19 protein-coding genes are annotated in these 22,029 nt (G+C 71.9%); 12 read left to right on the forward strand and 7 right to left on the reverse strand.

Features of this window, described 5'->3' with window-relative positions; genetic code table 11:
* Positions 1-32 precede the first annotated feature (32 nt).
* On the forward strand, positions 33-3,389 hold the full coding sequence (locus tag ABZT17_RS08625; protein WP_356345423.1) for a hypothetical protein: 3,357 nt from the start codon (positions 33-35) through the stop codon (positions 3,387-3,389).
* Positions 3,390-3,395: 6 nt separating this feature from the next.
* Here the strand turns inward: ABZT17_RS08625 and ABZT17_RS08630 are convergent, their stop codons facing one another.
* The 3 genes from ABZT17_RS08630 to ABZT17_RS08640 all read right to left on the reverse strand — a co-directional run bounded on the left by ABZT17_RS08630 (position 3,396) and on the right by ABZT17_RS08640 (position 7,107).
* Complete coding sequence (locus ABZT17_RS08630) at positions 3,396-4,370, reverse strand: acyl-ACP desaturase (RefSeq protein ID WP_356345426.1); 975 nt, start codon at positions 4,368-4,370, stop codon at positions 3,396-3,398.
* A gap of 215 nt (positions 4,371-4,585) precedes the next feature.
* Complete coding sequence (gene ddaH, locus ABZT17_RS08635) at positions 4,586-5,362, reverse strand: dimethylargininase (protein ID WP_356345428.1); 777 nt, start codon at positions 5,360-5,362, stop codon at positions 4,586-4,588.
* Positions 5,363-5,493: 131 nt separating this feature from the next.
* Complete coding sequence (locus ABZT17_RS08640; protein WP_356345432.1) at positions 5,494-7,107, reverse strand: ABC-F family ATP-binding cassette domain-containing protein; 1,614 nt, start codon at positions 7,105-7,107, stop codon at positions 5,494-5,496.
* 299 nt (positions 7,108-7,406) lie between these two features.
* Here ABZT17_RS08640 and ABZT17_RS08645 point away from each other — a divergent pair, with 299 nt between their 5' ends.
* Entirely contained in the window at positions 7,407-8,021 is a 615-nt protein-coding gene (locus ABZT17_RS08645) for a GPP34 family phosphoprotein (RefSeq protein WP_356345435.1), read from the forward strand.
* 61 nt (positions 8,022-8,082) lie between these two features.
* Here ABZT17_RS08645 and ABZT17_RS08650 read toward each other — a convergent pair whose 3' ends face one another.
* Complete coding sequence (locus ABZT17_RS08650) at positions 8,083-8,496, reverse strand: SsgA family sporulation/cell division regulator (protein ID WP_356345437.1); 414 nt, start codon at positions 8,494-8,496, stop codon at positions 8,083-8,085.
* A 249-nt stretch (positions 8,497-8,745) separates the two neighbouring features.
* On the opposite strand from ABZT17_RS08650, the gene ABZT17_RS08655 reads away from it, so the two are divergent.
* The 4 genes from ABZT17_RS08655 (at position 8,746) to ABZT17_RS08670 (ending at position 10,879) form a co-directional block, all read left to right on the forward strand.
* Positions 8,746-9,840 carry an oxidoreductase gene (locus ABZT17_RS08655; RefSeq protein WP_356345439.1) on the forward strand — a complete coding sequence of 365 codons (1,095 nt, stop codon included), beginning with the start codon at positions 8,746-8,748 and terminating at the stop codon, positions 9,838-9,840.
* Positions 9,841-9,907: 67 nt separating this feature from the next.
* Positions 9,908-10,240, forward strand: coding sequence for a plasmid stabilization protein (locus tag ABZT17_RS08660; RefSeq protein WP_356345442.1), 333 nt, complete (start codon positions 9,908-9,910; stop codon positions 10,238-10,240).
* A 56-nt stretch (positions 10,241-10,296) separates the two neighbouring features.
* A complete protein-coding gene (locus ABZT17_RS08665; RefSeq protein WP_356345444.1) occupies positions 10,297-10,620 on the forward strand; it encodes an endonuclease V in 324 nt (107 codons plus the stop codon).
* Positions 10,621-10,732: 112 nt separating this feature from the next.
* Positions 10,733-10,879 carry a hypothetical protein gene (locus ABZT17_RS08670; RefSeq protein WP_356345446.1) on the forward strand — a complete coding sequence of 49 codons (147 nt, stop codon included), beginning with the start codon at positions 10,733-10,735 and terminating at the stop codon, positions 10,877-10,879.
* A 37-nt stretch (positions 10,880-10,916) separates the two neighbouring features.
* On the opposite strand, the gene ABZT17_RS08675 is transcribed toward ABZT17_RS08670, so the two are convergent.
* Positions 10,917-12,095 (reverse strand): saccharopine dehydrogenase NADP-binding domain-containing protein, encoded by a 1,179-nt coding sequence (locus tag ABZT17_RS08675; RefSeq protein ID WP_356345448.1) that lies wholly within the window; start codon positions 12,093-12,095, stop codon positions 10,917-10,919.
* A 203-nt stretch (positions 12,096-12,298) separates the two neighbouring features.
* Between ABZT17_RS08675 and ABZT17_RS08680 the strand changes: the two genes are divergently transcribed.
* From ABZT17_RS08680 to ABZT17_RS08695, 4 genes are read left to right on the forward strand one after another with little or no spacing between them, the layout of a single operon-like run.
* Positions 12,299-13,429 (forward strand): CaiB/BaiF CoA-transferase family protein, encoded by a 1,131-nt coding sequence (locus ABZT17_RS08680; RefSeq protein ID WP_356345451.1) that lies wholly within the window; start codon positions 12,299-12,301, stop codon positions 13,427-13,429.
* Positions 13,426-14,568 carry an acyl-CoA dehydrogenase family protein gene (locus ABZT17_RS08685; RefSeq protein WP_356345454.1) on the forward strand — a complete coding sequence of 381 codons (1,143 nt, stop codon included), beginning with the start codon at positions 13,426-13,428 and terminating at the stop codon, positions 14,566-14,568. The genes ABZT17_RS08680 and ABZT17_RS08685 overlap by 4 nt, the downstream gene beginning before the upstream one ends.
* A gap of 21 nt (positions 14,569-14,589) precedes the next feature.
* Positions 14,590-15,804, forward strand: a complete 1,215-nt coding sequence (locus ABZT17_RS08690) for an acetyl-CoA C-acetyltransferase (RefSeq protein ID WP_356345456.1) — start codon at positions 14,590-14,592, stop codon at positions 15,802-15,804.
* A gap of 50 nt (positions 15,805-15,854) precedes the next feature.
* Positions 15,855-18,029: a 3-hydroxyacyl-CoA dehydrogenase NAD-binding domain-containing protein gene (locus tag ABZT17_RS08695; protein WP_356345458.1), complete on the forward strand. Its 2,175-nt coding sequence runs from the start codon at positions 15,855-15,857 to the stop codon at positions 18,027-18,029.
* A gap of 108 nt (positions 18,030-18,137) precedes the next feature.
* Here the strand turns inward: ABZT17_RS08695 and ABZT17_RS08700 are convergent, their stop codons facing one another.
* Positions 18,138-18,854: a MerR family transcriptional regulator gene (locus ABZT17_RS08700; protein ID WP_356345461.1), complete on the reverse strand. Its 717-nt coding sequence runs from the start codon at positions 18,852-18,854 to the stop codon at positions 18,138-18,140.
* Between the two features lie 104 nt (positions 18,855-18,958).
* Here ABZT17_RS08700 and ABZT17_RS08705 point away from each other — a divergent pair, with 104 nt between their 5' ends.
* Both ABZT17_RS08705 and ABZT17_RS08710 read left to right on the forward strand, forming a co-directional pair.
* Positions 18,959-19,447, forward strand: coding sequence for a macro domain-containing protein (locus ABZT17_RS08705; RefSeq protein ID WP_356345463.1), 489 nt, complete (start codon positions 18,959-18,961; stop codon positions 19,445-19,447).
* Positions 19,444-20,343, forward strand: a complete 900-nt coding sequence (locus ABZT17_RS08710; RefSeq protein WP_356345466.1) for a PfkB family carbohydrate kinase — start codon at positions 19,444-19,446, stop codon at positions 20,341-20,343. The genes ABZT17_RS08705 and ABZT17_RS08710 overlap by 4 nt, the downstream gene beginning before the upstream one ends.
* A 23-nt stretch (positions 20,344-20,366) precedes the next feature.
* Here the strand turns inward: ABZT17_RS08710 and ABZT17_RS08715 are convergent, their stop codons facing one another.
* Positions 20,367-21,815 (reverse strand): M1 family metallopeptidase, encoded by a 1,449-nt coding sequence (locus tag ABZT17_RS08715; protein WP_356345497.1) that lies wholly within the window; start codon positions 21,813-21,815, stop codon positions 20,367-20,369.
* Positions 21,816-22,029 lie beyond the last annotated feature (214 nt).

Here is a 22,029-nt window from a genome sequence, read left to right on the forward strand (position 1 = left end):
GCCGCACGCCTGTCTCCGGGCACAATCCCCGCATGGTCCACCTCGCTCCGCGCCAGCAGGCCGAGAGTCTGCTGAACGCCCTCGATCCGCTCCCGCACCCACGGCGCATGCGTGAACTGGCCGTGCGGGTACGCGAGATGACGGCCCTGCGGCCGGTCCTGGACGAGCTCGAGGAGCGTGGGACCTACGGGCGGCAGCTCGCCGTCGTCGCCGCGTCCGTCGGCCAGGACACCGAGTGGATCGCCGCGCGGATCGCCGATCCCGACTCCTTCGTGCGCGGTCACGCGCTGCGGGTGGCCGACAGCCTGGGAGTCGCGGACACCGCCTTCGAGGCGGGACTCGCCGATGCCCCCGAGGTGGTGCGGCGGGACCTGCTGCGTGCCGTCGTCGCCTCGGAGCCGCGCACCGCGCTCGCCGACCGGCTCGTCGACGCCCTGCGCCGGGACCGGGGTGACACCGAGGCGGCCCGGCTGCTGCCCGGATGTTCCGAGGCCACCGTGGCGCGGCTGCTCCCCGAGCTGCTGCACGCCGTCGGCGCGTGGACGACACTGGCGAAGCGGCACACGGCGGTCCTGCTCGACACGCTGGAGGCGCAGTTGGCCGCGCTGCCGCCGGCTCTGCGCGAGACCTGGTGGTGGCGCTACGGGCACGCCGTGGCCGCGGTGACACCGGCCGAGCCGCTGCGGGTGCTCGGAGTGCTGGAACGGCTGGGGCCCACCCCGCTGCCGTACGAACTCCGCCTGCATGTCGGCAGGTTCGCCGCCGTGGACCCGCGACGGGTGCTGCGGCTCCTGCTGACGCCCGCGTGGGTCGATGCCGTCGGGATCAGCACGCTGAGCCCGGCCACCCTGCGCCGGCTCGGCCACTGCGACGGGCCCGAACTCCTCGCATACGGCAGGCATTTGGCAAGCCGCTGCAATCTTCGGTTCCTGTTGGGGGCGCTCCCCCCGGCCCGTCGTGGCCCGCTGCGCGACGCCGTCGAGGACGGGCCCGGCGGGTCCGACGTCTTCGACGGCACCGTCCTGGACGTCCTGACGCGACCTCACGCGGCCGAACTGGCCAGCCAGTTGGCCGAGCGGGCGCGTGAACGCGGAGGCCCGTGGAGCGTGGTGCTCCAGTCCGAGTCCTATCTGCCCGTCGCCCAGGTGCGCGAGCGGCTCCTGGAAGCGACCCGGCGGTCGGCCGCCGAGGACCGTGCCCAGGCCTGGCCGATGCTGATCCGCAACGCCGCGCGCTCCGGCGACCCGGCCGCGGTCACCGCCGTACTGCGGGACATGGAGCGGATGCGCGACGAGCAGGATCCCGTGCGCTCGGCCGCGTTGGGCGCGCTCGCCGCCGTCCGGGCGGCCCTGATCACCGAGGACGCCGAACCGCATCTGGACCGCGTCGCCGTCGACGCCGTCCAGGCCCGCGACTCCTCGTCCGAGACCCGGCAGCGGCTGAGCGAGCTCGCCGTCGCCGTGCTGCGCGAGCAAGCGGCGGGCGGATCGCGCGAGTTGGTCAACTGGGCGCTGCGCACCCTGGTGCGGATCTCCGGCCACACCGGCGGCGCGGACCTCGGACGCCTGGACCGTACGCTGCGGCGCGGCCAGGAGCACCAGGTGTACGAGGCGCTGCGGCCGTGGATCGAGGCCGGCGCGGAGAAGGCGGACTACGGCCTGGCCTTCGCGCTCGCCCGCGCGGCGGGCCGGCGCGCCGCCGGGATGGCCGAGCTGCAGGAGCTGCTGTGGCAGGCCGTCCGGTACGGCGACGACCCCACCGTGCGGCAGGCCGTGGCGCTGTGGCTGGAGCCGCACGCCACACGCGACGAGCGGGTCGCGCGCCTTCTCGCCCATGAGCCGTCGGCCGCCACCCTGCCCGAGGTGCGGCGCGCCGTCGTCCGGCGCCGCACCGACCTGCTGGACCTGCTGCTCGCCGAGACCCCGCCCTACGGCCGCTTCCTGACCAAGGGCACGCCGTGGTCCGTACCGGTGACCACCGAGGTACGGCGTTGGGTGCCACGTCAACAGGACGGACTGCTGCGGCAGTTGGCGGCGCTCGCCGGGGACTCCGGGCTGCCCGCGCACCGGCGGGCGGACGCCGTGGCCCGGGCCGCGTACGTGCCGGACGGCGGCGCCGACCTGATCCGCCGCTGGACCGGGGTGTCCGACGTCGTCATGGCGGAGACGGCGCTCGCCGCGCTGTCCCGCACCGCCCGGCCCGCCGACGCGCTGCTCGAACTGCTGGCGCACGCCGGCGGTGACCGGGCCGGGGCCGCGGTGTACGCGGCCACGCGCGCGTCCCGCCACGCGGCGCCCTCCCGGCTGGCCGCACTGCTCACGGAGGTGCTCACCACCCCCGACGCCAGGGTCACCAGCCGCAAGGAGGCCGTACGGCTCGCCGCGGTGCGGCTGCCGGTGCCGGAGGCCGCCCGACTGCTCACCGGGACGTACGCGCGCGCGGGGGCCCACCTCGATGTGCGCGCGGCCTGCGTCGCCTTCGCGGGCGGACTCCTCGCCCACGAGGAGATCTGGGACCTGATGCGCCATGCCGCGGGCGCCGAGCCGGTCCTGCGGGCCGCCGTGCTCCGCGTCACTCCGCTCGACCTGCCCGAACCCCAGCGCGAGCGCTACGCGACCCTGGTGCGCGAGGTGAGCGGCACGGACGATCCGGAGACGGCCGATCCGGCCTTCGCCGCGCTGGCCCGCTGGACTCCCTGGTCGCCCGAGGCGCCCGGGGTGCTGGCCCGGGCCGCGACCGACCTGACCGAGCGGGCGAACTGGCAGGCGGCGGCCCGGGGACTGGTCACGGCCGCCATGGCCTCCCCGGCGGGCGCCCAAGGACTGCTCGACGCGCTGCGGACGCTGGCCGAGGCCCCGGCCGCAAGCGAACCCGACGCCGAACGGCGGCGCGACCGGCCCGCCCACCGGCGCATCGGGTTCCTCGTCTCCTGCCTGGAGCACAACACCCGGACGGCGCCGGCGGCCATCCGCCCGGCCGCCCTGGCCGCGAGCGAACTGCTGGGGGAGTACGACGCCCTGGTCCCGCAGTCCGCCGCGCTCGCCGCTACCCATCTGGACCTGGCCGCCGGGGCGCCGGACCTGGACCGGCTGGCCGCGGCCGTCGGCACCGGGCGGCCCGTACTGGCCGCCGAGGTCGCCGACACGCTGGAGACGCGCCTGCGGCACCACGAGAAGCAGCCGGACCCCGAGGCGCTCCTGGCCGAGGCGGTACGGCTGACCGGGCACGGCGGTCACACCGAGGGCCTGCTCGCCCTCGCGGTCGTCGGGGCGGTCGGCTCCCTCACCGGGTGGCCCGCGGCCTGGCGGGAGCGGCTGCGGGAGCTGCGCCGCCATCCCCGGGCCGACGTACGCGACAGGGCGCTTCGGGAGGCGACCGTCTACGAGTGAGCGCCGTCAGGCTCCGGCGCGGGCCGCCATCCGGGCCTTGCGGGCGGCGAGCTTCTCGTCGAAGCGCAGGGCCTCCGCGTCGAGCCCGCCCATGAACAGGCCCAGCTCCTCCTGGGCCTGGCGGCCCTCGGTGCCGAGACCGTCGATCTCCATGATCTTCAGGAAGCGGATGACCGGCATGAGCACGTCGTCGTGGTGGATGCGCAGGTTGTAGACCTCGCCGATCGCCATCTGCGCGGCGAGCCGCTCGAAGCCGGGCATGCCGTGACCGGGCATCCGGAAGTTGACGACGACGTCCCGCACCGCCTGCATGGTCAGGTCCGGGGCGAGCTCGAACGCGGCCTTCAGCAGGTTGCGGTAGAAGATCATGTGCAGGTTCTCGTCGGTCGCGATACGGGCCAGCATGCGGTCGCAGACGGGGTCGCCCGACTGGTGGCCGGTGTTGCGGTGCGAGATACGGGTCGCGAGCTCCTGGAAGGCGACGTAGGCGACCGAGTGCAGCATCGAGTGACGGTTGTCCGACTCGAAGCCCTCGCTCATGTGCTCCATACGGAACCGCTCCAGCTTGTCCGGGTCCACCGCGCGCGAGGCGAGCAGGTAGTCGCGCATCACGATGCCGTGCCGGCCCTCCTCGGCCGTCCAGCGGTGCACCCAGGTGCCCCAGGCGCCGTCGCGGCCGAAGAGCGAGGCGATCTCGTGGTGGTAGCTGGGCAGGTTGTCCTCGGTGAGCAGGTTCACCACGAGGGCGATCCGGCCGATCTCGGTGACCTTGGACTGCTCCTTGTCCCAGGCCTCGCCGTCCTCGAAGAGGCCGGGGAAGTTACGGGCGTCCGACCACGGCACGTACTCGTGCGGCATCCAGTCCTTGGCGACCTTCAGATGCCGGTTGAGTTCGTTCTCCACCACTTCCTCCAGCGCGTACAGCAGACGGGCGTCGGTCCAGACGGCAGAGCTGCCGAGGGCGGGGGAAGTGATCGTCACGGGAACTCCAGGGGACGTACGCCAAGAACGGAACAGACCGGCGAGCGGTGCCGGAACCTACGAGAGCGTAGGCTACGAAACCGTAGGTTACGTTGCCGTAGGTTAAGTCCGCTGTAAAGATCCCTGATCAGACAGCGTTTTCTAGGACTTCCAAGGAACTGCCCGAAGCCCCGGGGCCGCAGGTCCCAGGGCTGGAGGAGCGATCGCCTCACCCGTCAGGCGTACAGCCCCCGCAGTCGGACCGAGAGGCATGTCACACAGCCCTCGAGCTTCTCGAACTCGCTGATGTCCACCACCACGGGCTCGAAACCGAGGTCCGCGAGGAGGTCCGCGGTCTTCGGCGCGCCGGCCGCCATCAGCAGCTTGTCCCCGCCGAGGAGCACGACGTGCGCGCCGGCCTCCTCGGGCACGGACAGGAAGCGGGGGAAGAGCGAGGGCCGGTCGACCTTCGGGATGTGCCCGATGACCGTTCCGTCGGGCAGCGCGGTGACCGCCGACTTCAGGTGCAGCACCTTGCTCACCGGAACGGCGACGACCCGCGCGCCGAGCGGCTCGAAGGCCGCCCGCAGCTGCTGCACACCGGCCGCGTTGGTGCGCCCGCCCCGGCCGACGTAGATGGTGTCGCCGATCTTCAGGACGTCACCGCCGTCCAGGGTGCCCGGCTCCCAGATCCAGTTCACGGAGCAGCCGAGACGCGCCACGGCCTCCTCGACCCCGGCCGCCTCGTCCCGCCGGGACTCGGCGCCGGAGCGCGCGATCAGCGCGACGTTCCGGTACATGACGACGGTGTCCTCGACGAACACCGAGTCGGGGCAGTCGTCGGCGGGATCGACCTCGATGGTCTCCCAGCCGTTCGACCTCAGGGCCTCGACATAGGCCTCCCACTGTTCCACAGCAAGATCGGCATCGACCTGCTCCCGCTCGATGTGCGTCACCAGACCTTCGGCGAGGCGCGGGCTGGGGCGGCGGACGAGGGCCTTCTTGCTGGGCACTGGGGGACTCCGTATCGGCGGGGCAGGGGACCGGGCGCCCCTCGTGGTGCGGGGCCCCGGTCCGCCATCATGCAGCGCGGATCCGCACGGGCAAAACCCTCGCCGTCACGCCGTGCCCCTCCCGAGACGCCCTACCCGATCTCCTCCGGTGCCGTTTCCCGCAGCTCACCGTCGAGCAGCAGCCACCTCGTGATGCCGATCGACTCCAGGAACGGCAGGTCGTGACCGGCCACGATCAGGGCCCCTTCGTACGACTCCAGGGCCGACGTCAGCTGCCGGACGCTCGCCATGTCGAGGTTGTTCGTCGGCTCGTCCAGCATCAGCAGCTGCGGGGCGGGCTCGGCCAGCATCAGGGCGGCCAGTGCCGCCCGGAAGCGTTCGCCGCCGGACAGGGTCGCCGCCCTCTGGTCGGCGCGGGCGCCCCGGAACAGGAAGCGGGCCAGCCGCGCCCGGACCCGGTTGTTGGTGGCGCCCGGCGCGAACCGGGCCACGTTCTCGGCGACGGACAGCGCGTCGTCGAGCACGTCGAGCCGCTGCGGCAGGAAGCGGAGCGGTACATGCGTGTGCACCTCGCCCGAGAGCGGCGCCAGCTCCCCGGCGATCGTCCGCAGCAGGGTCGTCTTGCCCGCGCCGTTGCGCCCGATCAACGCGACCCGCTCGGGACCGCGCAGATCGAACCCGCCGGCCACGCGCGCGCCGTACGCGAGCTCCAGGTCCATGAGGGTGAGCACGCCGCGCCCCGGCGGTACGGCCGTGTACGGCAGGTCGACCCGGATCTCGTCGTCGTCCCGTACGGCCTCCACCGCCTCGTCGAGCCGTTCCCTCGCCTCGCTGAGCCTCTCCTCGTGCATGATGCGGTGCTTGCCCGCCGACTCCTGCGCCGCCCGCTTGCGCGCTCCCATGATGATCTTCGGCTCGCGCTTCTGCTCGTACATCTTCTGCCCGTACCGCTTGCGGCGGGCCAACTTGACCTGGGCGTCGATCAGTTCGCGCTTCTGCTTGCGGAGGTCGGCCTCGGCGACCCGCACCATCCGCTCGGCCGCCTCCTGTTCGACGGCGAGGGCCTCCTCGTAGGAGGAGAAGTTCCCGCCGTGCCAGGTGATCTCGCCGGAGCGCAGATCGGCGATCTGGTCGACCAGGTCGAGGAGTTCACGGTCGTGGCTGACCACGACCATCACGCCCGACCAGGACGAGACGGCCGTGTACAGCCGTCGGCGCGCGTACAGGTCGAGGTTGTTGGTCGGCTCGTCGAGCAGCAGCACATCCGGGCGGCGCAGCAACAGGGCCGCCAGGCGCAGCAGTACGGACTCGCCGCCCGAGACCTCGCCGATGGTGCGGTCCAGCTCGACGTGGCCGAGCCCGAGTTCGCCGAGCGTGGCGAGCGCGCGCTCCTCCACGTCCCAGTCGTCGCCGACGGTCTCGAAGTGTTCCTGCGCCACGTCGCCCGCCTCGATGGCGTGCAGCGCGGCCCGCCGGTCGGCGATGCCGAGTGCCTGGTCGACGCGCAGCCCGGTGTCCAGTGTGACGTTCTGCGGCAGATGGCCGACCTCGCCCGCGACACGCACGGTGCCGTCGGCCGGGGTCAGTTCACCGGCGATCAGCTTCAGCAGGGTGGACTTTCCGGATCCGTTGACGCCGACCAGTCCCGTCCTGCCGGGGCCGAACGCCACGTCGAGGCCCTCGAAGACGGCGGTGCCGTCGGGCCAGGAGAAGGACAGGGACGTACAAGTGAGGGAAGCGGACACAGGGGCCTCGCGGTTGCTCGATGCGGTCAGGGGCAAACGCGTATCGAGACACCTGCGACCAAGGGGCCCTGTGGGAACAGGAGGCACGGAAAAGGCCCTGCCCGTCGGGACGGCTCGAATGCCGAGGTCGCACGCGGCGTACACACACCTCAGGCGTGTGGCGCGGTGTCTCAGGACCTCAGACGAGCAACGTCCTTCTCCTATCGACGGCAACAGAACCGCTGTACACCGTACGAGCGCCCCTGAGGGCTGTCAACGAATTAACGTGAACCCCGATCTCGCCGCACCAAGGAGACCTCGTGCCCCACGGTTCGCTCTCACTCCCGGCCCGGCTCTGCCTGCTGGCCTGGGACCCCGCCGCCACCGAGGTCATGCCCGCGGCCCGTCTGGTGCGGGCCGGCGCGCTCGCCGAACTGGCCCTGCGCGGCCCGCTCACCGACGAGAACGGCATCGCCACCCCCGTCGACATGGACACCCTCACCGGCGACAGCGTCCTGGACGGACTCCTGGAACTGGTCCGCGAGTCCCGGCCCCACCACTGGCGCTCCTGGGTGACGCTCCACGCGCGCGTGACGTTCGACGCCGCCAGGGAGCAGCTGACCGCCGAGGGGTACCTGCGGGCGGAGAAGAAGCGGGTCCTCGGGGTCTTCCCGAGTGTGGAGCACGTACTGGAGAACCCGGCCGCGGTGCACGCGCTGGGGGAGGAGGCCCGGCGGAGCCTGGAGGAGGGGGCACCCGGGGTCTGCGACGGTGATGCGGCCTTCGCCGCCCTCGCGGCCACCGCCGGTCTGCCCGCGCCGTTCCGGGACGGCGACCGGACCCGTCACAAGGAGCGGGTGGAGGAACTGATCGAGCGCAGTGGGGTGAGCGTGATCCTCGGGGAGCTGTGCGCGGCGCTGTCGACGGCGGCCTGAGCCCCGGCCACTGCCAGCCGTCCGTCCGTCCGGTCCACCCAGGAGCTGTCCCCGCGGGAACTCAGGCGTCCCGCATCAGCTCCGCGAGGTCGTGATCCAGGTCCAGATGCAGGTGCTCGAGGCCGACGGGCACCAACTCCCCGGCGGCCCCCAGGAACCTCCGCACCTCCTCCGAGCGCACATGGACCACGGCGGTCCCCTCGGGCGCGTGGAACTCCAGCACGGTGCGGTCGTACCCGTACGGCCGCACCCGTACGTCCCCCTGTCCCTCGGGCCCCTCCAGGCCCGCGCTCAGAAGCTCACGGGAGAAGGTCCAGCAGACCTCCACACCCTCCAGGGTCGCGGGAGCCGGGAAGGTCATACGGACGGCGAACGGATCCGTCCCGTCGTAGTGCAGCGTCGCCGGGATGCTGGGCATACGAGGCGCGGCGGCGACGAGACGGGCCTCCACGGGTTGCTCGATGACGGTGGACAACGCCTTGCTCCCTTGTGACGGCTGGACGGGCTTGCGGGCTGAACGAGTCGGGCACTGCTAGAGACGCCGGAATCAGCCAATCCGTGCACACCCATTTCGAGTGACCTCCGTCACCGCGTTCATGCACGCGAGTGACAAGGCCCACCTTCCGTGCCGCCATGGGCAGTTGAGACGACCCGGCCATCTGGACGACGTCCGGCCGGTCGGATAGCTTCGCCCGCCATGAGGCGCTCGGTGAACAGGCGACGGATGAGACGTACGTTCCGCACGGTGGCCGCGGGGGCGGTGTGCTCGGCCGCGCTGGCGGCCTCGACCGCCGTACCGGCACAGGCGCAGCCACAGGTGCCGGCACAGGCAGGGAAGCACGCGGCACCGCACTGGGCGCTCAAGGCCACGGACACGCCGGACGTCCGCTTCCGGGGCCTGTCCGCGGTCAGCCGGAACACCGCCTGGGTGGCGGGCACCAAGGGCACGGTCCTGCGCACCACTGACGGCGGGGCGAGCTGGCGGAACGTCTCACCGCCCGGCGCGGCCGATCTCCAGTTCCGGGACATCGAGGCCTTCGACGCCCACCGGGCGGTCGTCCTGGCCATCGGCGAGGGCGAGGCGTCCCGCGTCTACCGCACCGACGACGGCGGAGCCACCTGGACCGAGTCCTTCCGCAACACCGACGCCGGCGCCTTCTACGACTGTCTGACCTTCTTCGACCGTCGGCACGGGCTCGCGATGAGCGACCCGGTGGACGGGAAGTTCCGCATCCTGTCGACGAGCGACGGCGGCCGCTCCTGGAAGGTGCTGCCGAACGCGGGCATGCCGGCCGCCCTGGACGGCGAGGCGGGCTTCGCGGCGAGCGGGCAGTGCCTGGTGGCCTCCGGCCCGTCGGACGTCTGGCTGGCCACCGGCGGGGGCGCACGCGCGCGCGTGCTGCACTCCGCCGACCGCGGGCTGACCTGGACGGCCACCGACACGCCGATCCCGGCCGGTGACCCGGCCAAGGGCGTCTTCGCGCTCGCCTTCCGCGACCGGGTCCACGGGCTCGCGGTCGGCGGCGACTACCGCGCGGACCAGGCCTCTCCTCAGGCCGCGGCGACCACGGCCGACGGCGGCCGCACCTGGCGGCCGGCGGCCCAGCCCCCGCCCGCCTACCGCTCCGGCCTCGCCTGGCTCCCGCACAGCCGCACCGCCGCCCTCGCGGTGGGCCCCACCGGCACCGACCTCACCACGGACGGCGGCCGCACCTGGCGCACGGTCGACCAGGGCTCGTACGACACCGTGGACTGCACCGCCGACCTCGGCTGCTGGGCCGCGGGTGAGCAGGGGAGGGTGGCACGGCTGGAGAAGTGACGCATGGGGCCGGAATGCGGGTACTCGGTCGCGGACCGCGAAACGGAACGCGACAGGAGTGAGGGAGATGCCCGCAGGTTCCAGCTCCAAGCGGGAGCGCCAGTACGAGCACATCAAGAAGAGCGCGCAGGACCGGGGGGAGAGTGAGGGGCGCGCCAAGGAGATAGCGGCGCGGACGGTCAACAAGGAGCGTGCCCGGTCCGGCGAGTCGAAGGAGTCGAGCCGCACTTCGACCAAGGACATGTCCTCGGGCAGGCGCGGAGGCCGGCGGTCCGGCTCCGGCTCCCAGGGCCCGACCCGGGACCAGCTGTACAACGAGGCCAGGCAGCGCGGTGTCGAAGGCCGTTCGAACATGAACAAGGAGCAGTTGCAGCGCGCGGTGAACGCCAAGAAGGGCTGAGCCGGTACGGACATGATCGCGGGCCGGTGCCTCACGGCCGTACGCTCGTCCCCATCATGACGACCGTGAGCATCCCCGCGGGCTGGCCCGCGACCGAGGAAGACGCCCGCGCCGTACAGGACGGACTGCGGGCCCGGGTGGTGCTGGACGAGCCCGGCCCGCCACCCGGCACGGGCCATGTCACCGGTGTCGACGTCGCCTACGACGACGAGCGGGACGTGGTGGGCCACCGCACCACCCTCGACAACGCCTGTGCCCATGTACTGGCGCTGACCCCCGCCTACCGCCTCCCGGAGACGACCCGCAGGGCGGACGCGCTGTGCCGGCGGGCGCTGCGGGAGGCGACGGGGACGGGTGAGCGACCGGGCGTGGCCGAGTGAGCGGGCGTAGGCGCGTGACGGGACATGGGCGCGTGACGGGTGCGATCTGAGTACCCGGTCTGAGTAGCTGTACGGATGTGAGCCCACCGACCCGCTCGGCAGGCTTGCCCGCATGACGACGCACCGCGCCCCCAAGCCCCTCGCCGACCCGAACCGCCCGGTCGAGCGTGCCGTGACGGCCGCCCTGGTTCTCGCCGTGCTGGCGGGCATCGGCTGGATCGGCGGGATGATCTACACCGTGGCCGGGTGGTCGCTGTAGGACGGGTGGCCGCCGCGGTCCTGGTGGCCGCCGCCGTTCAGAGTTCGGCCGCGACCCGGAAGGTGATGCCGGCCCCGCGCAGCCGCTCGGTCAGCGCCTCGCCCATCGCGGTCGCCGTGGTGACCTGGCCGGCGGTGTCCGGAAGCTCGTCGAAGGCCAGGGACAGGGCCGACTCGGCGAACATCTTGGCCGTCTCGTCGTAGCCGGGGTCGCCACCCGCGACCTCCGTGAAGACCCGGCGCCCGCCGCCCTCGCCCACGAAACGCACCGAGAACCAACTCTTCGCCCGCTTCTGCGGGCTCGGCCCCTGACCGGGCTCCAGCCGGTCTGACAACCAGCGCCGCGCGGGCGCCAGCTGGGCCACCGCCACGAGTGCCCCGATGGCCGCCGCCCCGCCCACCGCGACGGGCAGGTGACGCACCGCCGCGTAGTGGCGGTAGCGGAAGTCGGGGCCGTACCGCTCGAGCGCCTTCGCCGAACGGTGCACGATCCGCGGGTCGATCGTCGGCAGCGGCAGGGCCCACGCGCCGACCTCCTTCGCGAACCGCGGCACCCCGGTCGGCGCGGCGGCCCGCCGGCCCACCAGCCGAGGCTCGTGGCGCCCCCGGTCCCGCTCGGCGGCCAGCATCGGCCGCAGCCGCGAGAACTGGTTGAGCGCCGACGCGAAGGTGCCGCCCGAGAAGGTGGCGTCGACGCTGACGAACCCGTCCACCCGCAGCGGCACACCCTCCGGGAGCTGCCGCACGGTGAAGTAGGCGCCCAGGTCGTGCGGGACGGAGTCGAACCCGCAGGCGTGCACCAGCCGCGCGCCCGTCTCACGCGCGCGTGCGTCGTGCCGGACGTACGTCAGGTCGACGAACTCCGGCTCACCGGTGAGGTCCAGATAATCCGCCCCCGTGTCCGCGCAGGCGGCCACGAGATCCTCGCCGTAGGTCACGTACGGTCCCACCGTCGTCGCCACCACGCGCGCGTGCTCGGCGAGTTCGCGCAGCGACGCGGGCTCGGACACGTCCGCCCGCAGCACGCCGACCTTCTCGCCGCCCGGCAGCCGTTCGCGCAGCCGCTCCAGCTTCCGCTCGCTGCGGCCCGCGATCGCCCAGCGCAGTCCCTCCGGCGCGTGTCCGGCGAGGTACTCCGCGGTCAGCGTCCCCACGAAGCCCGTGGCTCCGAAGAGCACGATGTCGTACGGACGGTCCGTCCCATTCAGCCTGCTCATGACACCCCTCGGTCCGCAGCGCGCGCCGTTGTCGGTGGCCGAGGCTAGCTTGGGGAGTACGGAGCCTCGATGCCGGGTGGCGCTGGGTCACCATAATTGGCTAAGCGCTTGCTCGTCCGGGTCTTGTGCTCACTGGAACACGTTCTTAGCATCACTGGTGTTACATCAGTTGTGTCATACCCGGACGATCCATGGGGGGCAGCATGGCGACGACGCCGGCACAGGGGCCGCTGACCGGCGTGCGCGTGGTCGAACTGGCCGGCATCGGGCCCGGCCCCTTCGCCGCCATGATCCTGGCCGACCTGGGCGCCGACGTGGTCCGCGTCGACCGCCCCGGCGGTGTCGGTCTCGCGATCGACCCGGACTACGACATCACCAACCGCAACAAGCGCTCGGTGATCGTCGACCTCAAGGCCGCCGACGGCCCCGCGCGCGTCCTCGACCTCGCCGCCCACGCGGACATCATCATCGAGGGCTACCGGCCCGGCGTGGCCGAGCGCCTCGGTGTCGGCCCCGAGGCCTGCCACGCCCGCAACCCGAGCCTCGTCTACGGCCGGATGACCGGCTGGGGCCAGGAAGGCCCGCTCGCCCGGCGCGCGGGCCACGACATCGCCTACATCGCGCTCACCGGCACCCTCGGCATGATCGGCGAACCCGGCCGTCCCCCGGCCGTCCCCGCGAACCTCCTCGGCGACTACGCGGGCGGCTCCCTCTACCTGGTCGTCGGCGTCCTCGCCGCACTGCACCACGCGCGCGCGGGCGGTCCCGGCCAGGTCGTCGACGCCGCCATCGTCGACGGCACCGCCCACCTCTCCGCGATGATCCACGGCATGCTCGCCGCGGGCGGCTGGCAGGACCGGCGCGGCGCCAACCTCCTCGACGGCGGCTGCCCCTACTACGGCACCTACGAGACCGCCGACGGCCGGTACATGGCGGTCGGCTCCCTGGAGCCGCAGTTCTACGCCGAGTTCGTGACCCTGCTCGACCTCCCCGAGCACGCCGACGCCCGCAAGGACTGGACGCGCTGGGGCGAGCTGCGCGAGGCCGTCGCCGCCCGCTTCAAGGCCCGTACGAGGGACGAGTGGACGTCCGTGTTCGAGGGCTCCGACGCCTGCGTGGCGCCCGTACTGTCGCTCCACGAGGCCCCGCACCACCCGCACCTCGCCGCCCGTGGCACCTTCACCGACCACGGCGGCCTGACCCAGCCCGCCCCCGCGCCCCGCTTCTCCGCGACGCCCGCGGCCGTCCGCACCGGCCCCGCCCGGCCGGGCGCCCACACCGCGGACGTGGCGCGCGACTGGGACCTGCCGAACCTCCTGAAAGGCCCCGCATGAAGCGGCTGATCCTCGCCCCCGAGCACGACGCGTTCCGGGAGACCGTGCGCGCCTTCCTGGCCAGGGAGGTGCTGCCCCACTACGAGCAGTGGGAGAAGGACGGCATCGTCTCCCGCGACGCCTGGCGGGCGGCCGGCAAGCAGGGCCTGCTCGGGCTCGCCGTGCCCGAGGAGTACGGCGGCGGAGGCACCGCCGACTTCCGCTACAGCGCCGTCCTGGCCGAGGAGTTCACCCGCGCGGGCGCTCCGGGGCTCGCCCTCGGCCTGCACAACGACATCATCGGCCCCTACCTGACCTCACTCGCCACCGACGAGCAGAAGCGGCGCTGGCTGCCCGGATTCTGCGACGGCACGCTGATCACCGCGATCGCCATGACCGAGCCCGGCGCCGGCTCCGACCTCCAGGGCATCCGGACCCACGCGGAGGACCGCGGCGACCACTGGGTGCTGAACGGCTCCAAGACCTTCATCTCCAACGGGATCATCGCCGACCTGGTGATCGTCGTCGCGAGGACGACTCCGGAGGGCGGCGCGCACGGCCTGTCGCTGCTGGTGGTCGAGCGTGGCACGGAGGGCTTCGAGCGCGGCCGCAACCTGGACAAGATCGGCCAGAAGGCCCAGGACACCGCCGAGTTGTTCTTCCACGACGTACGCGTGCCCAAGGAGAACCTTCTCGGCACACTCAACGGCGCGTTCGGCCATCTGATGACCAACCTCGCGCAGGAGCGCCTGAGCATCGCCGTCTCCGCGATCGCCGCCGCCGAACACCTCCTGGAGATCACCACCGCGTACGTCAAGGAGCGCGAGGCGTTCGGCCGGCCGCTCGCCACCAAGCAGCACGTCCGGTTCGAGATAGCCGAGATGGCCACCGAGTGCGCCGTCACCCGCACGTTCCTCGACCGCTGCATCGAGGACCACTCGGACGGTGCACTCGACGCCGTGCACGCCTCCATGGCCAAGTGGTGGGCGACCGAGCTGCAGAAGCGGGTCGCCGACCGCTGTCTGCAACTGCACGGCGGCTACGGCTACATGAGCGAGTACCCCGTCGCCCGCGCCTTCACGGACGGCCGCATCCAGACCATCTACGGCGGGACGACCGAGATCATGAAGGAGATCATCGGCCGTTCCCTGCTCGACTGACCCTCAGTGAAAGGCTTTCCCGTGAGCACCGAAGCGTACGTGTACGACGCGATCCGCACCCCGCGCGGCCGCGGCAAGGCGAACGGCTCCTTGCACGGCACCAAGCCCATCGACCTGGTCGTCGGTCTCATCCACGAGATCCGCGGCCGCTTCCCCGGCCTGGACCCGGCCGCGATCGACGACATCGTGCTCGGCGTCGTCGGCCCCGTCGGGGACCAGGGCTCCGACATCGCCCGGATCGCCGCGATCGCCGCGGGACTGCCGGACACGGTCGCCGGCGTCCAGGAGAACCGCTTCTGCGCGTCCGGCCTGGAGGCCGTCAACCTGGCCGCCGCCAAGGTCCGTTCGGGCTGGGAGGACCTGGTCCTCGCCGGCGGTGTCGAGTCCATGTCCCGGGTGCCGATGGCCTCGGACGGGGGCGCGTGGTTCAACGACCCGATGACCAACCTCGCCGTCAACTTCGTACCGCAGGGCATCGGCGCCGACCTGATCGCCACGATCGAGGGATTCTCCCGGCGGGACGTGGACGAGTACGCGGCCCTCTCCCAGGAGCGCGCGGCGACGGCCTGGAAGGAGGGCCGGTTCGACCGCTCCGTCGTCCCCGTCAGGGACCGCAGCGGCCTGACCGTCCTCGACCACGACGAACACCTGCGCCCCGGTACCACCGCCGACTCGCTGGCGGGGCTCAAGCCGTCCTTCGCGGACATCGGCGAACTCGGCGGTTTCGACGCCGTGGCCCTGCAGACGTACCACTGGGTCGAGAAGATCGACCACGTCCACCACGCGGGCAACTCCTCGGGCATCGTCGACGGCGCCTCGCTGGTCGCGATCGGTTCCCGGGAGGTGGGCGAGCGCTACGGCCTCACGCCCCGCGCGCGGATCGTCTCCGCCGCCGTCTCCGGCTCCGAGCCCACCATCATGCTCACCGGGCCGGCCCCCGCCACCCGCAAGGCGCTCGCCAAGGCGGGCCTGACCATCGACGACATCGACCTGGTGGAGATCAACGAGGCCTTCGCGGCGGTCGTCCTGCGCTTCGTCAAGGACATGGGCCTCTCCCTGGACAAGGTCAACGTCAACGGCGGCGCGATCGCCCTCGGTCACCCGCTGGGCGCCACCGGCGCGATGATCCTGGGCAGCCTGATCGACGAACTGGAGCGCCAGGACAAGCGGTACGGCCTCGCGACCCTCTGCGTCGGCGGCGGCATGGGCATCGCCACCGTCGTCGAGCGCATCTGAACTTCCGGCGGAACCAAGAGACTTCAGAGATTTCTACGGAGACCCGAGTCATGACACAGAGCACCACCATCCGCTGGGAACAGGACCGCACCGGCGTCGTCACCCTCGTCATCGACGACCCCGACCAGTCCACCAACACCATGAACCAGGCCTTCCGCGACTCCCTCGCGGTGGTCGCGGACCGCCTGGAGGCCGAGAAGGACACCATCCGGGGTGTCGTCGTCACCTCCGCCAAGAAGACCTTCTTCGCCGGCGGCGACCTGCGCGAACTCATCCGCGTCACCCCCGAGGCGGCACAGGAGTTCTTCGACGGCGTCCAGGTCCTCAAGCGCAACCTGCGCCGCATCGAGACCCTCGGCAAGCCGGTCGTCGCCGCGATCAACGGCGCGGCCCTGGGCGGCGGTTACGAGATCGCCCTGGCCTGCCACCACCGCATCGCCCTCGACACCTCCGCCACGAAGATCGGCTGCCCCGAGGTCACCCTCGGACTGCTCCCGGGCGGCGGCGGAGTCGTCCGTACGGTCCGTCTGCTGGGCATCGCCGACGCACTGCTGAAGGTCCTTCTCCAGGGCACCCAGTACAACGCCCGGCGTGCCCTGCAGAACGGCCTGGTCGACGAGGTGGCGGCCACCCCGGACGAGCTGCTCGCCAAGGCCCGCGCCTTCATCGACGCCAACCCCGAGTCCCAGCAGCCCTGGGACCGGCCCGGCTACCGCATCCCGGGCGGCACCCCCGCCAACCCCAAGTTCGCCGCCAACCTGCCCGCCTTCCCGGCGAGTCTGCGCAAGCAGACCAACGGGGCGCCCTACCCGGCCCCGCGCAACATCCTGGCGGCCGCCGTCGAGGGCTCCCAGGTCGACTTCGACACCGCGCAGCTCATCGAGGCCCGCTACTTCGTCGAGCTGGCCGCCGGCCAGATCTCCAAGAACATGATCCAGGCCTTCTTCTTCGACCTCCAGGCCGTCAACTCCGGCGCCAACCGGCCCAAGGGCATCGAGCCCCGCCCGGTCCGCAGGGTCGCCGTCCTCGGCGCGGGCATGATGGGCGCGGGCATCGCGTACTCCTGCGCCCGCGCGGGCATCGACGTCGTCCTGAAGGACGTGACGCCGGAAGCGGCCGCCAAGGGCAGGGGCTACTCCGAGAAGCTGTGCGCCAAGGCCGTCTCCCGGGGCCGTACGACCCAGGAGAAGGCGGACGCGCTGCTGGCCCGGATCACGCCGACCGCCGACCCCCAGGACGTGGCCGGCTGCGACGCGGTGATCGAGGCCGTGTTCGAGAACCCGGAGCTCAAGCACAAGGTGTTCCAGGAGATCCAGCACATCGTCGAGCCGGACGCGCTGCTGTGCTCCAACACCTCGACGCTGCCGATCACCGCGCTGGCGGAGGGAGTCGAGCGGCAGTCCGACTTCATCGGGCTGCACTTCTTCTCGCCCGTCGACAAGATGCCGCTGGTCGAGATCATCAAGGGGGAGCGGACGGGCGAGGAGGCGCTCGCGCGCGCCTTCGACCTGGTCCGGCAGATCAAGAAGACACCGATCGTCGTCAACGACTCACGCGGCTTCTTCACCTCCCGGGTGATCGGCCACTTCATCAACGAGGGCGTCGCGATGGTCGGCGAGGGCATCGAGCCCGCGTCCGTCGAGCAGGCGGCGGCGCAGGCCGGTTACCCGGCCAAGGTGCTGTCCCTGATGGACGAGCTGACGCTCACCCTCCCGCGCAAGATCCGCAACGAGTCCAGGCGGGCCGTCGAGGAGGCGGGCGGCACCTGGCCGACGCACCCCGCCGAGGCCGTCATCGACCGGATGGTCGACGAGTTCGGGCGGACCGGACGCAGCGGGGGAGCGGGCTTCTACGACTACGGCGAGGACGGCAGGCGGGCCGGCCTGTGGCCCGGGCTCCGGGAGCACTTCACCCGCGAGGGCGCCGAGATCCCGTTCCGGGACATGCAGGAGCGCATGCTGTTCTCCGAGGCGCTCGACACGGTCAAGCTCCTCGAAGAGGGGGTGCTGACGTCGGTCGCCGACGCCAACATCGGCTCCGTCTTCGGCATCGGCTTCCCGGGCTGGACGGGCGGTGTGCTCCAGTACATCAACGGCTACGAGGGCGGGCCGGCCGGCTTCGTCGCACGCGCGCGTGAGCTCGCCGAGCGCTACGGGGACCGCTTCCAGCCACCGGCCCTGCTGGTGGAGAAGGCGGAGAACGGGGAGCGCTTCGCGGACGCCTAGGGCGCACGGCCGGCCTGCCAAGGCCGGCCCACCTGGGACTTCTCCACCCCGGGGACCTCGTTTTCGCTCAGTGACACGCGCGGCTCGCTCCCCCCATGGCCGACCCGGTCAGGCGGATCGGCCTTCCTCTGAGCCTCCCGACAGCCACTTCCGCACCTCTTCCTTGAGGGAGCGCTGGAAGGTCGTCAGCAGCGCCTGCAGCACGAGGGGCTCCATGTGCGCGGACAGCGACTTCACGTCCTCCTCCGCCCGCTCCGCCACCTCGCCCCGCAGCAGCTGCGACAGCTCGTGCGCGGCGGCCCGCGAGTGTGCGACGAGCACTTTTCTCGCGGCGAGAATCGAATCCTGGGAGAGCGGTACGTCGAGCAGCTGGACGGCGAGCCGCAGCAGCCCCGCGTCGATGCGGTAGACGTCCCCGTCGGGCCGCACCACCCCCATGGCCGCGAGCCGCTCCACGTCGTCCCCGCCGATCGCCCGTCCGGCCCGCCGCCGCAGCTCGTCCGCCGTCACGGTCTCCACCGTGTCCGGCGCCCAGGAGGCGACGACGGCCCGGTGGATCGCCAGGTCGTGGTCGCTGAGGTCCGCCGGCAGCTGCTCCATGTAGCGCTCGATCGCCGCCAGCGTCATGCCCTGGTGCTGCAACTCCTCGATGAGCGCGAGCCGGGCCAGGTGCCGCTGCCCGTAGTGACCGACGCGTCGCGCACCGATCACCGGCGGTGGGATCAGCCCCTTGGTGCCGTAGAACCGCACCGTACGGACCGTGATGCCGGCCCGCGCGGCCAGTTCGTCGATCGTGAGGCTCGGCTCCCCGGTGTCGGTCGTCATGTGCAGCAGTATCGCTGTCACACCAGTGGTGCGAAACCCGGTGACGGGGCCCGTGGGGCCGGTGGGCCGGGGCCGTTGTCAGTGGCATCGCCTACGGTGGCGTCATGTCGGAGATCGTCTACGTGCGGGGTGACGCCACCGTTCCGTCGGTGAAGGGCGTCAAGATGATCGCCCATGTCTGCAACGACATCGGGGGATGGGGGAAGGGTTTCGTCGTGGCGCTCTCGCGCCGCTGGCCGGAGCCCGAGGCGGCGTACCGGGCCTGGCACCGCGATCGCGCGGCGAACGACTTCGGGCTGGGGGCGGCCCAGTTCGTACAGGTCGAGCGGTATGTGTGGGTGGCCAACCTGGTGGGCCAGCGGGGGACACGCACGGGCAGCAAGGGCGTCCCGGTCCGCTACGAGGCGATCGACACGGCCCTCGCCAAGCTCGCGGACAAGGCGCTCGAACTCGGCGCCTCCGTCCACATGCCCCGGATAGGGTGCGGACTGGCCGGGGGCAAGTGGTCCCGCGTCGAACCGCTGATCACCGAGCGGCTGGTGAGCCGCGGTGTCGGCGTCACCGTCTACGACCATGGAGAGGGCGCGAGTTGAACCGCGACACGGACGTGCTCGTACTGGGCGGCGCGGGTGTGGACATCATCGTCCCTGTGCCGGAGCTGCCCCTGCCGTACGCCGACAGCTACATGATCGACCGTGGCATCCGCACCCGCGCGGGCCAGACCGGCGACTTCATCACCCTCGGTCTCGACGCCCTCGGCCTGCGTGTCCACCACCTCGACATGCTCGGCGACGACCCGGAGGGCGATCTGGTCCGCGCCCTGCACAAGGAGCGAGGCATCCCCTTCACCACGGTCGCGCAGCCGGCGGGCACCAAGCGAGCCGTCAACCTGGTCGGCCCCGACGGCCGCCGTCTGTCCCTGTACGACACGAGCCGGTCCCGCCCCGACGACCGGTTCCCCGAGGACACCGTCCGGCCACTGGCCGAGGCGAGCCGTCACGTCCACGTCACCATCACCCAGCCCTGCGCCGACACCCTGCCCCTGCTGCGCGAGTCGGGCGCGACGATCTCCACCGACCTGCACGACTGGGACGGCCGGAACCCGTACCACGAGACCTTCGCCCACGCGGCGGACGTCGTGTTCCTGTCCACCGCCGCCCTGCCCGACCCCGAGCGCGCGATGCGCCGCATCGCCGACCGGGGCCGGGCGGAAGTGGTCGTGGCCACGGCCGGCGCCAAGGGCGCCTACCTGCTGACCGACGACGAACTCACCCACATCCCGGCCGCCGCCCCACCCGCCCCGGTGATCGATTCCAACGGGGCGGGCGACGCCTTCGCGGCGGCCTTCCTCTTCGGCTGGCTGAACCGGGAGACACCGAGACGCTGTGCGCGGTACGGCACCACGGCGGGGGCCCATGCCTGCACGGTCCCTGCCACGGAGACACGGGCGATCAGCCGGCCCGAGCTCCTGGCCGTGGTCCCTGATTAGGCCTTCAGGGACCCGAAGGACCCTCAGTGCACCCCGTTGGTCGCCTCGATCTTCTTCCAGGACTTCGGCCGCACGGGCACCTCCGACACCTCCGGCGCTCCCGACACCGCGGCGGAGCGCGCCGCCGGCACGGCGGGCCTGCTCGGCTGGAACAGCCAGGTGTCGAACAACGCCCCCAGCGACTTCCCCGAGACCTTCTCCGCATAGGCCTCGAAGTCGGCGACGGAAGCGTTGCCGTACGCGTGCTCCCGCGGCCATCCCTTCAGAATGGCGAAGAACGTGTCGTCTCCCACCGTGTTCCGCAGGGCCTGCACGGCCAACGCCCCCCGGTCGTACACGGCGATGTCGAACTGGTCGTCCGGCCCGGGATCCCCCGGCTTCACCGTCCAGAACGCGTCGTCCGCCGGATGCGAGGCGTACACGTAGTCGGCCAGTTCCTGAGCCGTCCCCTCACCCTCGTGCTCCGACCACAACCACTGCGCGTACCGGGCGAAGCCCTCGTTGATCCAGATGTCCTTCCACCCCTTGAGCGACACGCTGTCGCCGTACCACTGGTGCGCCAACTCATGCACCACCACAGAGGTGTTGGACCCGTTCGCGAACTGCTTGGGGCTGTAGTACACGCGGGTCTGCGTCTCCAGGGCGTACCCGGTCGTCGTGTTCGGCACATATCCGCCCGCCGAGCTGAACGGATACGGTCCGAAGTACCCGCTGAGCCAGTCGACCAGCTCCCCGGTCCGCTCCACACTCGCCCGCGCGGCCCCGTCGTTGTCGCCGAGATCCTTGCTGTAGGCGTTGACGACCGGCACACCCCCCTCGGAGGTGCTGGTCGTGATGTCGAACCTGCCGATGGCCAACGTGGCCAGATAGGTCGCCTGCGGCTTGTTCTCCCGCCAGTTGTAGCGGGTCCAGCCCAGCTTCGAACTGGTCGACTGCAGCAGCCCGTTGGAGATGACCTGGGTGCCGTCCGGCACCGCCACCGACACGTCGTACGTCGCCTTGTCGAGGGGGTGGTCGTTGCTGGGGAACCACCACCAGGCCGCCTCGGGCTCGTCGGCCGCGACGGCCCCGTCCGGCGTCCGGTGCCAGGTGTCGAAGCCGTACGCGCTCTTCGTCGACGGCACCCCGCTGTAGCGGACCACCACGGTGATCGGCGTCCCCTCGTCAAGCGGTGTCTTCGGCGTGACGACCAGCTCGTGCTGTCCCGAGGTCGCGAACGACGCCTTCGCCCCGTTGACCCGCACCTCGCTCACGTCCAGCAGGAAGTCCAGGTCGAAGCTCGACAGATCCTGCGTGGTCCGGGCGAGGATCGTCGCCGTACCCGCCAACTCGTCGGTGGCGGGCTGGTACTGCAGACGCAGGTCGTAGTGGGAGACGTCGTAGCCGCCGTTGCCGTAGTACGGGTAGTAGGGGTCGCCGATGCCCGGGGCGCCGGGGGAGTGGTCCGCGGCCGACGCCGGGATCGCCAGCATCAGGGAGGCCGCGGCGAGTGCGCCCGGCGCGAGGATTCTGCGGTGCGGCACGAAAGCTCCAAGTGGTAGGGGCACGAGGTCTGTTCGTCTGTGCGGAGCCTATTCAGTCCCTGTGACCACGGGCGTGTCCATCGCGCCGGGTGTCACACGATCGCCATTCGGCCGTCACGTGCCACCTCACCCCATGGTCCACATTCGGCCACGGCCGCCCCAC

The sequence above is a fragment of the Streptomyces sp. NPDC005648 genome, assembly GCF_040605395.1.
Classification (GTDB): domain Bacteria; phylum Actinomycetota; class Actinomycetes; order Streptomycetales; family Streptomycetaceae; genus Streptomyces.